Origin of the sequence: Acinetobacter sp. CFCC 11171 (assembly GCF_003268405.1) — a bacterium.
Lineage (GTDB): Bacteria > Pseudomonadota > Gammaproteobacteria > Pseudomonadales > Moraxellaceae > Acinetobacter > Acinetobacter amyesii.
Genome location: NZ_LQXP01000013.1, coordinates 1 through 15,071 on the forward strand (window position 1 = coordinate 1; position 15,071 = coordinate 15,071).

11 protein-coding genes, 1 rRNA gene and 2 pseudogenes are annotated in these 15,071 nt (G+C 41.9%); 7 read left to right on the forward strand and 7 right to left on the reverse strand.

Annotation, left to right across the window (positions count from 1 at the left end):
- Window positions 1-117: 117 nt before the first annotated feature.
- The 5 genes from rrf (at window position 118) to AVJ20_RS08000 (ending at window position 6,351) form a co-directional block, all read left to right on the forward strand.
- A 5S ribosomal RNA gene (gene rrf / locus AVJ20_RS07980) occupies window positions 118-232 on the forward strand.
- Between the two features lie 156 nt (window positions 233-388).
- Complete coding sequence (locus tag AVJ20_RS07985) at window positions 389-1,588, forward strand: MFS transporter (RefSeq protein ID WP_111884834.1); 1,200 nt, start codon at window positions 389-391, stop codon at window positions 1,586-1,588.
- 315 nt (window positions 1,589-1,903) lie between these two features.
- Window positions 1,904-2,716 carry a M48 family metallopeptidase gene (locus AVJ20_RS07990; RefSeq protein WP_111884835.1) on the forward strand — a complete coding sequence of 271 codons (813 nt, stop codon included), beginning with the start codon at window positions 1,904-1,906 and terminating at the stop codon, window positions 2,714-2,716.
- Window positions 2,717-2,962: 246 nt separating this feature from the next.
- A complete protein-coding gene (locus AVJ20_RS07995; RefSeq protein ID WP_111884883.1) occupies window positions 2,963-5,374 on the forward strand; it encodes a YgiQ family radical SAM protein in 2,412 nt (803 codons plus the stop codon).
- Between the two features lie 434 nt (window positions 5,375-5,808).
- Window positions 5,809-6,351 (forward strand): DUF2726 domain-containing protein, encoded by a 543-nt coding sequence (locus AVJ20_RS08000; RefSeq protein WP_078189487.1) that lies wholly within the window; start codon window positions 5,809-5,811, stop codon window positions 6,349-6,351.
- A 78-nt stretch (window positions 6,352-6,429) separates the two neighbouring features.
- On the opposite strand, the pseudogene AVJ20_RS08005 reads toward AVJ20_RS08000, so the two are convergent.
- From AVJ20_RS08005 to mdtD, 6 genes and pseudogenes are all read right to left on the reverse strand, one after another.
- Window positions 6,430-6,784, reverse strand: a pseudogene (locus AVJ20_RS08005) (RidA family protein).
- 29 nt (window positions 6,785-6,813) lie between these two features.
- A pseudogene (gene shiA / locus AVJ20_RS08010) lies at window positions 6,814-8,129 on the reverse strand (shikimate transporter).
- Window positions 8,130-8,364: 235 nt separating this feature from the next.
- The gene (gene dinB, locus AVJ20_RS08015; protein WP_111884836.1) at window positions 8,365-9,420 is read right to left on the reverse strand and encodes a DNA polymerase IV; all 1,056 of its coding nucleotides are present in this window, start codon (window positions 9,418-9,420) and stop codon (window positions 8,365-8,367) included.
- A 51-nt stretch (window positions 9,421-9,471) separates the two neighbouring features.
- Complete coding sequence (locus AVJ20_RS08020; RefSeq protein WP_111884837.1) at window positions 9,472-10,497, reverse strand: MBL fold metallo-hydrolase; 1,026 nt, start codon at window positions 10,495-10,497, stop codon at window positions 9,472-9,474.
- A 59-nt stretch (window positions 10,498-10,556) separates the two neighbouring features.
- Window positions 10,557-11,342 carry a GH25 family lysozyme gene (locus tag AVJ20_RS08025; RefSeq protein ID WP_111884838.1) on the reverse strand — a complete coding sequence of 262 codons (786 nt, stop codon included), beginning with the start codon at window positions 11,340-11,342 and terminating at the stop codon, window positions 10,557-10,559.
- 77 nt (window positions 11,343-11,419) lie between these two features.
- Window positions 11,420-12,811, reverse strand: a complete 1,392-nt coding sequence (gene mdtD, locus AVJ20_RS08030) for a multidrug transporter subunit MdtD (RefSeq protein ID WP_111884839.1) — start codon at window positions 12,809-12,811, stop codon at window positions 11,420-11,422.
- 200 nt (window positions 12,812-13,011) lie between these two features.
- On the opposite strand from mdtD, the gene AVJ20_RS18335 reads away from it, so the two are divergent.
- Together AVJ20_RS18335 and AVJ20_RS08035 are read left to right on the forward strand one after the other, a co-directional pair.
- Entirely contained in the window at window positions 13,012-13,149 is a 138-nt protein-coding gene (locus AVJ20_RS18335) for a hypothetical protein (protein ID WP_162689750.1), read from the forward strand.
- A gap of 156 nt (window positions 13,150-13,305) precedes the next feature.
- Window positions 13,306-14,271 carry a hypothetical protein gene (locus tag AVJ20_RS08035; protein WP_111884840.1) on the forward strand — a complete coding sequence of 322 codons (966 nt, stop codon included), beginning with the start codon at window positions 13,306-13,308 and terminating at the stop codon, window positions 14,269-14,271.
- 84 nt (window positions 14,272-14,355) lie between these two features.
- On the opposite strand, the gene AVJ20_RS08040 is transcribed toward AVJ20_RS08035, so the two are convergent.
- Window positions 14,356-14,976, reverse strand: a complete 621-nt coding sequence (locus AVJ20_RS08040) for a TIGR00730 family Rossman fold protein (protein ID WP_078192607.1) — start codon at window positions 14,974-14,976, stop codon at window positions 14,356-14,358.
- Between the last annotated feature and the right edge of the window lie 95 nt (window positions 14,977-15,071).

Here is a 15,071-nt window from a genome sequence, read left to right on the forward strand (position 1 = left end):
ACTTAAGAACAAAATACTGCAACTCAGATATGATCTGTTAATAACTCATTTGGTAGAAAACTTAGCACGAAGAGCACTGCTCTGAGATTAGACTAAGCGAGTATCCATAACAGTTGTGCTGGCGACAATAGCAAGAGTGAACCACCTGATCCCTTCCCGAACTCAGAAGTGAAACCTCTTAGCGCTGATGGTAGTGTGGGGTTACCCATGTGAGAGTAAGTCATCGCCAGCTCATTATTCGAAACACCCCCTGACTAGTGCAGGGGGTGTTTTTTTATGCGGGGAGAAAAGGGGGCGAAGAAAACAAAGAATTCTTCATTCATTTTTATGTGATTTTTAAATTAAAGGCTGAAAGGCGTATACTATCCGTGTCATTGATGGAAAGCTCATGTCTGATTTAGCTTCAAACGCTCATTATATTGAATACGGCACACGACCATTTCTTGCCATTTTATTTTCTTTATTTTTAGCAGGCTTCGCAATTTTTTCATCGTTGTATTGTGTACAACCGATGATGCCCATCTTTGCGGATTATTTTCAAGTCAGTCCGACACATAGCAGTTTTCCTTTATCTTTTTCTACCATTGCCTTAGCGATTGGGCTGCTATTCACTGGTTTGATTTCAGATCGATTCGGTCGTAAGCCTGTGATGGTCACCGCTTTATTTTTGGCAGCGTCACTTTCAATCATTAGTTCTATATTTCCACTTTGGGAAATATTTTTATTGAATCGCGTGCTGATCGGATTAAGTGTTAGCGGTGTTGCTGCAGTTGCAATGACTTATATAGGTGAAGAAATTGAGCAAAAAGATATAGGCTTTGCAATGGGCCTGTATATATCGGGTACTGCGATTGGAGGAATGGGTGGTCGTCTCATTGCCGGGGTATTGATTGATTATATTAGTTGGCAAAATGCCATGATGATTATTGGAATCATTAACCTATGTATAGCCACAGCATTCTTTTTATTACTTCCGGCATCTCAACATTTTCAAGCTTACCCCATTCGTTTCAACCGATTTTATGAATCTTTCGTTAAAAATTTAGCAGATCCAAAGCTGAGAATTTTATTCCTTCAAGGCTTTATCCTCATGGGATGTTTTGTCTCTATATTTAACTATATGAGCTACCACCTATTAGAAGAACCTTATCAACTTTCTCAAACTTGGATTGGGCTAATTTCAATAGCTTATTTGGCAGGAATATATAGTTCACCTCGGGCTGCAAGTTGGGGGAAACGCTTTGGACGGGCAAAAGTTTTACCTTCGATGCTGATCATGATGCTGTTGGGGTTGTTGATCATGCTCATTCCGGCATTTTGGTCAGTCATTTTGGGGCTGATTGTATTCACTTTCGCTTTTTTTGCAGCACATTCCACTGCGAGTAGTTGGGTTTCAGTTCAATCCCTGCAGTACCGTGCCGTAGGTTCATCGCTGTATTTATTTTGCTACTATTTAGGTTCTAGTATCTTGGGTAGTAGTAGTGGTTTGGTTTGGGAAATGTCTGGTTGGATGGGGTTGACGAGCTTTATTGCTGTTATTTTGATGATCGGTTTATTTTTAGCAATAAAATTGAATAAATTAAAATAGGAATATGTGAATAAGCTATTATTTAATATTCGTTTTACATCTATTTTTTAACATAAATAACACTATAAAAATGGCTGAATTTACTATTTTTATGATTATACAACTTTGGTCTAATATTTCTTTTAAAAGGTGCCTCATAATAATGAAACGCATCAAAATATAATAAATAAAATATTTTTGGTTATCATTTCTTAAAATATAATATATTTTCAAGTTTTTGATATTTATCATTTATATGTATTTTTCTTATTTTTTTCATTTATTTTTAGTTGGAATTATATATAGATCATCATTGGTTTTAAACTGAAGGTGATTATGAGAAATATAACTATTTTAATGATGGCTTTGGTTTTTATCTTAATCTCAGCTTATGCAAATACCACGAATTTAGGGATAGCAGGTGCAGAGCGTAAACAGTTTTTTATCGTTCCTCAAAAGTTATTAACTAAACAGGCAGATAGAACCTATCAACAATTTATTCATCAAGCGAAAAACAAGCAACTTTTGATCATAGATCCGAAATTGGATCAAATTTTAAATAAACTTAAGCAAAATGCGGAGTTTTACCGTCATGGTTCGAGTCAATGGGATTGGCAAGTCAGTGGGAATTTAAATAAAGATTTAAATGCACATGCTTTTCCAAGTGGGAAAATTGTCATTAACACGGGCTTGTATTGGAGTTTAAAGCTGACTGAAGATGAATTGGCATTTGTGATGGCGCATGAAATGGCACATGCTCTGCGTGATCATCATCGTGAGAAGATTTCCCTGCTGTTTGCAAGTCAGGTGGCGATGATTTCTTCAACTGCGGGTATCGGTGCGCTTGCAACGGCTGCCAGTAGTGTGACTGGGCAAGCTGTTTTTCTGCCTAAAGTTTCAAAATTTGAACTAGAAGCTGATGTTCTCGCACTTGATCTGATGTCGAAAGCGGGCTTTGATCCAAATGCAGCATTGAGTTTTTGGCAAAAATATCAGCAGGAAACGACACGCCGTCAAATGCTTGATATAAAACCATTGATGACTCAAGAAAGTATAGATAAGCGTAGGATTTATATTGAAAAATATTTACCTGAAATGCACATTCAATTTCAACAGGCGCAGGCTGTAATGTTGAATAAAATGCGATAACTCATGGCACATTCTAGATTGATTTAAACTAAAGCAAAGTTACAAATGATTTATTTAAATCTAGTTTTATAGTCGTGCTACAGTACTATTACATCTGATGTCTATATAAAACAATTCAATGATTCTGTAGTTGTTGTATAAATTATAATCAAGCATGATGAATGGAATTCATGGTAAAATGATCGGCTTTCATCTTCTTTGATCTTTTTTCAGATCATTCCATCTGCCAGCCGAGAATTGCTAGCCATGTCTACTGCTTATACTATGCAGACTGCGCCAAAAGCGTTGTTTGATTACGACAAATATTGGGCGTCATGTTTTGACCCTGCGCCATTTTTGCCGATGTCACGCGAAGAAATGGATCAACTCGGTTGGGACAGTTGTGACTTTATTTTGGTCTGTGGTGATGCCTATATTGACCATCCATCATTCTGCTCAGGCATTATTGGTCGTACTTTAGAAGCGCAAGGCTTCCGTGTCGGTATTATTGCACAGCCGGATTGGACAGATGTTGAAGCGTTCCGTGTGTTAGGTAAGCCGAATATCGCTTGGGGCGTTACTGCCGGTAACATGGATTCAATGATCAACCGTTATACGGCTGACCGTAAAATCCGTTCAGATGATGCCTATTCTCCTGATAATCAACCGAATAAACGCCCAGACCGTGCAGCAACAGTCTATTGCCAGCGTGTGCGTGAAGCTTATCCAGATGTGCCTGTATTATTGGGCGGTATTGAAGCCTCGCTGCGCCGTATTGCACATTATGATTATTGGTCAGACAAAGTCCGCCGTTCAGTATTGATGGACTCGAAAGCCGATCTATTGATGTATGGTAATGGTGAACGTTCAATCACGGAAATCATGCATCGTTTGGCTCGCGGTGAAAAAATCCAAGAGATTACGGATGTCCGCGGTACTGCATTTATTGTGAATAAAAATAACCGGGCTTCAAAAGCGAAGTTTGTTGAAATTGCATCGAATGATGTCGATGCGATTGGCCGTGTCGATCCGATCATTAACCCTTATGTGATGACCGAAGACCTTGAGGGCTGTGAAATCGAAAAAGGCAAAGACAGCGTTACGCAATATCAAGGCTTCCAAAAAGAAGCGGTAGCAAATCCGATTGTTCGTGAAGGTGATAACTTAGACGCCGACACGCAAATCGTGCAGCTGCAGCCTGCATCAAAAGCCATTAAGCATAAATTGCCGCCGCGTGAATTGGCGGTGATTCGTTTACCTGCCTATGAAGATGTGGCGAATGATCCTGTACTGTATGCACATGCCAACCGTATTTTGCATTTGGAAACCAATCCGGGCAATGCGCGCGCGATGGTGCAAAAGCATGGTGAACGTGATGTTTGGCTGAATGCGCCGCCGATTCCCTTGACTACAGAAGAAATGGATTATGTGTTTGACTTGCCGTATGCACGTCTGCCACATCCTGCGTATGGTGAAGCGCGTTTTCCTGCCTTTGACATGATTAAGTTCTCTGTGAACATTATGCGTGGCTGTTTTGGCGGCTGTACCTTCTGCTCAATTACAGAGCATGAAGGGCGTATCATTCAAAACCGTTCTGAAGAATCGATTTTGCGTGAAGTTGAAAAAATTCGTGATACCGCACCGGGTTTTACTGGGATCATTTCTGACTTAGGCGGTCCAACGGCCAATATGTACCGTTTGGCATGTAAAGATCCTGAGATTGAAAAGAACTGCCGTAAGCCGTCGTGTGTATTCCCAGGTGTATGTCAAAACTTGCACACCGATCATGCGCCTTTAACCCAGTTATACCGTAAAGCACGTTCATTGCCGGGGATTAAAAAGATTCTGATCGGTTCTGGTTTACGCTATGACCTTGCGGTGTTAAACCCAGAATATGTCAAAGAATTGGTGACACATCACGTTGGCGGTTACCTGAAGATTGCGCCAGAACATACCGAAAAAGGTCCATTATCGAAGATGATGAAACCGGGGATCGGGACCTATGACCGTTTCAAACAAATGTTTGATCGTTTCAGTAAGGAAGCAGGGAAAGAGCAGTATCTCATTCCTTACTTTATTGCAGCGCATCCGGGTACGACGGACTATGACATGATGAACTTGGCGATTTGGCTGAAGAAGAATGGTTTCCGTGCCGATCAGGTGCAAACCTTCTATCCATCACCAATGGCGACTGCAACGACCATGTATTACACCGGTAAAAACCCGCTGGCTAAAGTGGCGCGTTATACCGAAAATGTCGATATCGTGAAAGGTGAAAAACGCCGTCGTTTGCATAAAGCCTTCTTGCGTTACCATGATCCAAACAACTGGCCATTGCTGCGTGAAGCGCTCAAAGAAATGGGCCGTCAGGATCTGATTGGTAACTCAAAACAGCATTTGATTCCGACGTATCAACCGGCTGGCAGTGCTGATGGTCAATACCAATCTGCACGTAAAAAGAATTCAAGCATTGCGGGTGATTCACAAAAACGTACAGGCGAACAAGGTAATCGGACTAAGGCTGCTCAATCGCGTCCTTCAAATACCAAGAAGCGTCCTGAGCGCGGTCAAATCTTGACGCAGCATACTGGTCTGCCTCCGCGTGAAACGGGTGATGCGAAAAAACCTTTTGGCGGTCCGAAACCCAAAGGAAAATCGAAGCCTAAATCACGCGCTTAAAATGATTAAATAAAAAAAGACACTTCGGTGTCTTTTTTTATGGGTGTTATGCTCGGCAGCATAAGAAAGTTTGCATTTTTATATGCTGTTACAAGCTCAATGCCATATGTGTGTCGGTTATCTCAATGAAATACGAGCAAAATTTGACAGCTTATCGGAATTGTCTGACAGTGAGAGAAAATGCACTTGCTGTCGTTTTAGCGAATGATCTAAAGTATCTGTATATAGCAATGGATGCTATTACTCTGAACGAAGTGGCATGTGATGTTTAACGCTTTAAGTTTGCAACTTTTTGTCAGTTTAAATACGTATTGTGTGAAAGTTAGAGTTATTTTTTTTAATAGGAAATTAAAAAAATAATACTGGTTGTATACTTCGTCTTCATAAGAAGTATGTCAAAAACCAAAAATATAAGAAATATAAAGGATTATGAGATGACTATATACATAGTAATAGGGAGTATTTTACTCTTCTGTGTGCTCATAATGGCTTGGAAAAGTTTAGAAGGTGATTCTAAGCAACAAGATAGCGCATTGAAACAACGTGCTATTTTCAACATTAATGAGCAATTAACCTACACGCGTTTAAAAGAAATTTTGCCTAAGCATACGATCCTCGCGCATGTGTCTTTTGATGCACTGTTGACCACGAAATATTATCGTACGCGGAACAAGTATCGAAATATGGTGGCGGACTTTGTCGTCTTAGATGAACAGCATCAGATCTTGGCGATCGTCGCTTTAGATGATCCGATGGTGCTAAAACGGATGCAGCAGTCGCAATATCAAGATGCTTTGCTCGCTTTGGCAGGCTATCGGGTCATTCGTTATGATGATGTGCCTGAGTACGTTCAATTACGTGAAGATTTCTTGAATGAGCAGCGTGTACAAGCGCCATTTGTGCCGGTTAATGATCTGAAAAAATATCATTTATATTCAGATTTGGAACGTAAAAAGATCAAAATTATTGGATCTTAGGGATTCAAAGAGCAAATTTTTTTGCAAAAAAAGCATGGCTTTAGACATGCTTTTTTTATTGTTATTCAGGCTTAATGATTATTCAGGCTTAACGGCTACGACGGTTAATTCTACCCGTACACGCGGGTCGTATAATTTGGCTTCAACACAAGTTCTGGGTAATGCTTCAATGTCTGACACCCACGTATCCCATACCTCATTGAATGCGGCATAATCCTGTTCAATATCTTTAAGATAAATGGTCACTGACATAATGTGGCTTTTCTGTACCGGCATCTGCAAGAAATTGATCAATGATCTCAAATGTTTGCTGTGTTTGCCCTTTGATGTCTAAATCAAGGTCTGTTGCCAATTGACCTGCCAAATGGATCAATTGACCAGAAATAGCGATTTCGGAAAAGCGTTTTGAAACATGCAGGCGTTGGATGGTCATGCGGAATATCCTGAAAGCAAAAAGAGCACTTAATCTTGAGTTTTAGGCATTGTAGCTGCAACCAAGGCCGTCAATAAACAGCCAACAGCAAGGTAGATTGCCACATAATGCCATGAACCATCACCCCAAATCACCAAAGCTGCTGCAATCATTGGGGTAAAGCCACCACCGATAATACTGGCCACTTGATAGCCGACACCTGCGCCACTGTAGCGATAGGCGGTACCAAACAAGGAGGTAAAAATCGGTTGGTGTACACTCACCACCATATCATGGGCAATATTGGCAAGGAAAATTGCACCGACAATAATCAGCCAAGTATTTTGAGCATCAAGGGCCATAAAGAATGGAAAAGCTGAAAGCGCACCAATCAATCCACCAAGAACACACATTTTACGATGATCAAATCGATCTGCTAACCACGCAAAGAGGGGAATGCTGAAGCAGCTAATTGCACCAACCATTAAAGTGATATTAAGGAAGAACTGTTTGTCCATGCCCAATTGAGCGGTGGAATAATTCAGTGCAAAGTTCGTCACCAAATACATGGTGAGTAACTCGGTCAAGCGCAGCGAAATAATGTAGAAAAAGGCTTTGGGGTGTTGGCTAATCGCTTGCAGAATCGGTAATTTTTGCGGCGTTTGCTTAGCTTTGACCACATTGTCGACGAATTCTTGAGATTCGTCTTGATCACGTCGGATCCACATTGCGATAGCCAGCAAGACAATACTGGCAATAAAGGGAATTCGCCACGCCCAATCAGCAAAAGCGTCTTCACCCAAAGTGGCAATAATCAAAGACACAGCGCCTGTTGCCAGAACGAGTCCGACGCCATAGCCAATTTGTACACCACTACTGTAAAAGGCTTTTTTGCCTTTCGGGGCATTTTCTACAGCCATCAGGCAGCGCCGCCCCATTCACCACCGACAGCAAAACCCTGTATTGCCCGAAGTGTCACGAGCAGGATCGGGGCCCACCAACCGATGGCCGCAAAATTGGGTAATAAACCGATACCGACAGTCGAAATCCCCATCAGGATGACGGTGAGCACCAACATTTTTTTCCGACCCAGCTTGTCACCAAAATGTCCAAACACAATGCCGCCTAAGGGGCGGAACAAGAAGCCAACGCCAAAGGTCGCTAAAGCAGCAAGTGTGCCCATATTGTTGCCAATACTGGGGAAAAACTGATCTTTGAAAATGAGTGCGGCAACAATGCCATAAAGTAAAAAATCGTACCAATCGACTACGGCACCAATAAAGCTACTTAATGCGGCTTTACGAGCGCGTTGTTCTTGATTTTGTGAAATATTTTGAGGGTTTAGAGCAGATTTTGCAGAAGGCATACAGCGGGGTATTCCATGATTGACAACAGAGTTGCCCTGTAATATTCGGATTTGATCGTCACGCCAATCACAGGACAGCATGCTGAAAGTAAAGGTGATTTTCAGCATCTCAGCGCATACACGGATAATGTAGTGCGCTGATAGAGTACTCTAATTTTAGGCTTTGTGAATAGCAAATTGCTTTAAATTTGTTCTTCTGCCTAAATCTTAAGCAAATACGATCTTCTTGAAGTTTTTAGAGCAGCGAAAGTTGTGTTTCTTGGTTTTGCGCACTTAATTGATAGACACCTACGCCAATCAGACGAAATTGATCGTCCTCAGAAATATGCATTTCATGAAGTAGTTGCTGCAATACCTGCGCAAGGTCTTCACGATGATTCAGTGACGTTTTAAAACTTTTACTGTGCTGTAGCACTTGGAAATTCTTCAGTTTTAATTTGGCCGATACACCGCGCGCGCTTAACTGCTTTTTTTCTAAACTAGACCAAACTTGGTCAATCAGTTTGGGCCAATAGGGCTGACATTGGCTCAGGGTGAGATCATCATCAAAAGTGGTTTCTTTGGAAATTTGCTGACGTTCACGGCTAGATTGAACCGGTCGTTCATCAATCCCTTGAGCATACAGATAAAGTTGTCGTCCATATTTACCGAAATGATGAATCAGAACGGCTTCTTCAATTTGTTGTAAATCACCCAATGTATTGAGTTGCATGGCTTTTAATTTTTCTTGAGTCACTTTTCCCACACCAGGAATTTTTTTCAGTGCCAAGTCATGGATGAAATGCAGAACTTGTGATGGTTTGATAATACAAATGCCATTGGGTTTGTTCCAATCAGAAGCGACTTTAGCCAAAAATTTATTGGGCGCGACACCTGCGGAGGCAGTTAAACCAGTGCTTTGTAAAATCTCTGCCTGAATTCGCATAGCGACTTCGGTGGCGCTCGGAATGTGTTGTAAATTTTCTGTGACGTCCAAATAAGCTTCGTCTAAAGATAGCGGCTCAATCAGCGACGTATAGCGTTGAAAAATGGCATGAATTTGCGCCGAAACGGCACGATATTTTTCAAAATTAGGTTCGATCACCACGACCTGTGGGCAGAGTTTACGGGCCTGAGCCATCGACATTGCAGAACGTAAACCAAACTCACGTGCAGGATAGGACGCGGCACAGATGACTGCACGAGGGTGATGTGAAGACACAACAACAGGAAGCTGCTTGAGTTCTGGACGTTCCCGCAGCTCTACTGATGCAAAGAATGCATCCATGTCGATATGTATGATTTTCCTCATGCCTAGTTAGATCAGTGCCTGAAAATTGAATGTCAGTATCGCACAGTCAATCTAGCGCTTTCCTGAATTTTTTAACTCAAACGACACAGGTTGACTGAGTAAAACCACCTTGGTGTTTTGAGCTGCTGCCGACTGTATCAATAGATTTAGGCTTTGAGGGGTGTCATCGGCAAAACGGGGCAAAAATTCGAGCTCTGGATTCAGTGGTTTGAAAAAATTATCCCAATGAATTGGAATCACGGTGCTGGGTTGAAGAGTCGCTAAGGTTTCTTTGAAATATTGCTGTTGAAACGCTGCCGTTTGCTTGGAAAGCTGAGCGATGCCTAAAAATAAGGTATCGACTTTTAGTTTTTGCAACTGTTTGGGCACAGCACCTGTACTGGCTTTGACTAAACTGTAATGTGGCCCATGTTGGATGAGATAGTCATATGATCCACCTTCTTTAAACTGGCTAAAATGTGCAGGGAGTTGCAGTGGCTGCGAAATTTCTTCCCCCAAATCATCATTAACGGCCGTTGGCGGTGTATGTTGCGAGGGGATGGCAGTAATGGTGAATTTACCGATGTGCATCGGCTGCCAAGCTTGAACTTCGTGTAGTTGTGATTCAGCGATTGGCATGGCCCGTGCGATATTTAAGGTGCTTTTAGAGCCGACAATCATGGTCTTGGGGAGCTGATGGGCCAACGCTGGAATATCAAGCGCATGATCATAATGTGAATGAGTCACGAAAATAGCACGTGTACGTTTTAAGTCGTATTGGTCGATATAGCTTTTTAATAAAAGCTGATCACTTTGAATCTGAGTGAATATGGTCTGACTGAGCGATGGTCGACTAAAGAAGCCATCGATGAGGATTTGCGCTTGACCATCGTCAAAAAGTAAGGTCGAAACACCAAAGAATTTTACGTGATAGGGCGCCGCTGAGTGAGTATCTGTAGTGCTTTGTGTGGGATGTTGATAATGCCACGTTTTAAACGCTGCCAAGGTCCCTGAAGGTTGGATCAAATATGCCAACATCCCGATGGCGAGGACTATAAAGACTGAAAATATAATAAGAAAAATTTTTAAAATACGCATCCTGCGACTCAGTTTTCATGGATTATTTTGTTCGATGTTGTCCTGAGTCGGTGAATAAATCAACGGGGTTTGATCGGGGAAACGCCGTTTTTGTCTAAAAACTCAGTCCATGCCTTGGCATCACCTGAAAATACATTTAAATCGACAGTGGTCGAGATGCCTTGAATTTGTCCTTGATTGGTATGTTGCCAAATCAGCCATTTCGGATTGTTTTTTAGATCGGGTGGGCCTTTATATTCACGGACCCACAGCGGCGTCTGTTTAAACTCGCCTGCTAAGACAATATTATAAAAAGACTTCGAGGTATAAAAAATCGGTTGTTTGCCATAATGGCGGTGCAAGCGATCATGCATATAAGTGATTTCTTTGAGTAACTGCTCTTTGCTGTAGGTGTTAATGCAGTTGGTGTCATATTCCAAATCAATCACGGGAGGAAGGGCATCGGCTTTTTTCGGCACGGAAGCAATAAAATTTTCCGCCTGAATCTTGCCATCACGGCACAGACGGTAAAAATGATAGGCCCCAACTAAAAAGCCGTTTTCCCGTGCTTGTAACCAGTTGTCTTGAAATTTTCGATCTTTAAAATCGCCACCTTCTGTGGCTTTGAGATAAACGAATTGGTATTTTTTAGGTGAAATTTTTGACCATTGAATATCTTTTTGATGATGAGAAACATCAAAACCTTTGACGGGATATTCTTCTGCAGATGCAGGGCGATGCGGCATCACGGCTAAATAACCTAATCCAGCCACCACCATGACGCCGCTGATAGCGCTGAGTGCAATAATCGGGCTGTATTTTTTGAGTGAACTTTTAGAGGTACGTGATTTGGCTTTTTTAGGCATGAAAATGTATCCAGGTATCCCTTTTATCATAACCCTTTAAGGGCTGATCTGTCATAGATTTGCCCGATGACACAGGTTTAGACATCCACATGTTTAGGAATCTGCCAAAAAATCGCTGCGGTAATCAGGTTAATGCAGCCGAGTAAAATCAAGGTGCTATGGAATGCTGTTTCGATTTGTGCAGGACCATAATAGGCCGTAAACACGTTGACTAAAGTCCCTGCCAAAGCCACACCGATACTCATGGATACCATCATAATCATCGACAAGAAACTGTTGCCACTGCTGGCATCTTGTTGGGGTAAATCTTTGAGGGTTAAGGTATTCATCGAAACGAATTGCAGCGAGTTTAAAATACCAAAAATAAAAAAGTGTAAGGCACGTAACCAAGTGGGGGTTTCAGCCGTAGAGAGTGCAAAACTGCAAATACAGGCGCCGACCAAGAAGGTATTTACCAATAACACTTTACGATAGCCAAAGCGTTGAATAATTTGACGAATAATCGGTTTTGATGCCAATGAACCGAGTACCGTCGGTATCATCAATAACCCTGTGATAAATGGCTCAAAGCCAAAAGCCACTTGTAGCATTAAGGGAATCAAAAATGGCATGGCATTGCCGCCAAGGCGGGCAAAGAAGTTGCCGATAATGCCGATAGCATAGATCCGATTTTGAAATAATTTACTGCGAAACAGCGCATTGGCGTGGGTATGTGCATGAAAGGCATAGATCAAACTGGCGATGATGCCTGCAGCGACCAAAAGCAGGCTCCACCATAGCGGAAGATGAGGGCTAGCAAAGTTTTCAATGCCTAACGATAACCCCACCATGGCGACGACCAATAAGAAAAAACCCATAAAGTCGAAGCGTTGTACGCTCGGTTCGGTCACATTGGGCATGGCTTTAAAGGTAATAAGAACCCCTAACAGCCCCATTGGAATGTTTATTAAAAAGATCCAATGCCATGTTGCGACTTCCACCATCCAGCCGCCAAGGGTAGGGCCAATTAAGGGGCCCATTAAACCAGCAAGGCTCATCAGACTCATAGCCGATAAAAACTGTGTCCGAGGAATCACTTTGAGCATCGCCAAACGCCCAACAGGCAGCAGTAATGCGCCACCTATGCCTTGAATTACCCGATAAACCAACAGCTCATTCAGGCTATTGGCCATACCGCAGCCTAGCGATGCTAATGTAAAAATAATGATGGCTGTGAAATAAGTATTTCGTACGCCAAAACGATCGGCCAACCAACCACTTAAGGGAATACACGCCGCAACGGACAAGACATAGGCCACGACCACACTATGCATTTGTAGAGGGTCTTCGCCCAAACTTCTTGCCATCGCTGGGATTGCTGTATTGACGATGGTCGTATCCAGCCCTTGCATAAAAAAGCCAATAGAGACCAATAGCACAAGAAGTCTAAATTCTGGTTGTAAAGCCTGATGCGTTGGTGTGCTATTCATAAGTCAATAAAGCTGAGATTTTTAAACAGTTTAAATGAATATTGCCATTCGGATGTAGTAAAAGCTTTGCATAATTGAGCCAAAAAATTGCAAGAAAAATGCAATGAAAGTTTCATCTCTATGCAACCTAATGTTTATAAATTGGTCATATTTTAATAAAAGACGAATGAAAACATGAAACTACAAGTTTCGGCACTGATGTGATTAAACAAGGCGATGTGGGACCTGAAGATCTGATTTTTATTGCCGCTAAAGATTCGCCCAATGCTCAACCTTTGTTGGTGGTTAGAAATGAAGTGAACGGTAGCACGGCGGTTTATCAGATTAAATTGAAATAATTAAATTTTAAATTTTTGTTTTATTTAAAGTTTTTATTTTGATGTCGAGAAAAACACGGCACAAAATTGTATGAACGCCAGATAAACTGTCATAATGCGCTCAAGTCCTTCATTTATTGGAGGGCTTTTTCTTTATGGCAAAGGTGTTTTGTTTTCATGACAATCGAAATTCTGATGGTCATAGGCTTCTGTCTCGCGGCCTATTCTATTGTCGGTAATGATGTGCCACAGACATTGGGAACCTTTATTTCATCCAATGCGCATCGCCCTTGGTGGCTGTTGTGGATCTATGTCAGCAGTATTCTAGCTATTGTATTGGTTTATGGTTGGTACAGTTCTGGCGTGGGGGATGCATCTTATGGTCGTTTAGAAACGATTCCATTTCCCGCAGAAGGGGTAACGTGGCTCTATATTGTGCCACCGATCTTACTGATCATTTTGACTCGCTACGGGATACCGGTCAGCACCACATTCTTAGTGTTAACAATTTTCTCTCCGAGTAGTCTCGGTTCGATGTTAACCAAGTCGATGATGGGTTACGCGGTTGCTTTTGTTGTCGCGATTATTATTTACCGTTTTGTGATTAAAGGCATTTCGGTTTATTTCAGTAAAACACGTGATGAAACACCCTCGAATATTTGGGTGGGACTACAGTGGGTTTCGACGGCATTTTTATGGAGTCAGTGGCTGATTCAGGATTTGGCCAATATTTTTGTCTACGTCCCTCGTCAGGTGCCGCTGGAGTTCCTGATTTTTGCAATTGTGGTGTTTATCGTACTGCTTGGGATCATTTTGTACCAACGTGGCGGGGCGATTCAGGGCATTATCGACACCAAAACGGGTGTGGCTGATATCCGCTCGGCAACCATTATCGACTTTATGTATGCCTTGATTTTATTGGTGTTCAAAGAGTGGAGTAATATTCCAATGAGTACCACTTGGGTGTTCTTGGGTTTACTCGCAGGACGTGAATTTGCCATGTCCATGCATTTACATGAAGTGAATAAATATCGAACTTCACGAAATGTCAGCAAAGATGCGATGAAGTTGATGCTTGGTTTACTGATGAGTATTTTCTTAGCGACAACCTTGCCATGGTTCTATCGTGTAGTGTCAGGTTAAGTCGACACGATCTTGATTTGAAGTAACATCGAGCAATAAAAAAAGGGGAATACTTTATTCCCCTTTTTGACATCTAAAATACAGTTAGACCACGAAATTTTTTGGGCAATCTAAATTTTTTAGTGCACTAAAGATCTGCTTCGAAGAATTACATACGATCAGTTTGGCACGATGCTGCGGCGGCAAGAAACCTTCAGCGACCGCATGGTCTAATTGTGCAATTAGTGCATCATAGAAGCCATTGACGTTATAAAGCATCATCGGTTTTTGGTGTTGATTCAACTGTCCCCAAGTGGCGATTTCTAAAATTTCTTCGAATGTACCGAGACCACCGGGCAGGGCAACAAAGGCACTTGCACGTTCTGCCATCATGGCTTTACGCTCATGCATACTGCGCACGACGTGTAGTTCAGTCAAATGATTATGTGCAATTTCATAATCCAACATAAACTCAGGAATCACACCCACGGCTTCGCCGCCATGATCGACCACAGCGTCAGCAACTTGACCCATCAGGCCAATACTGGCGCCACCATAGACCAGACCAAAACCATGTTCAGCCAAGCCTTGCGCTAATGCGATGGCTTTTTCTTGATAAATTGGATTGTTACCAGAGCGGGAGCCGCAATACAGTGCGATTAAAGGTTGTGTTGTAGCAGGAGAAGGATTACCACGTTTTTCTGTCATTTTTAATCCGCTATTCATTACGTTTTAATTTTACCTTAGCATGTTATTTTTTATGACACTACATTGGCAGCTAAATATGACAATTTAATGTCATCATTGGGTTTAAATTCTTC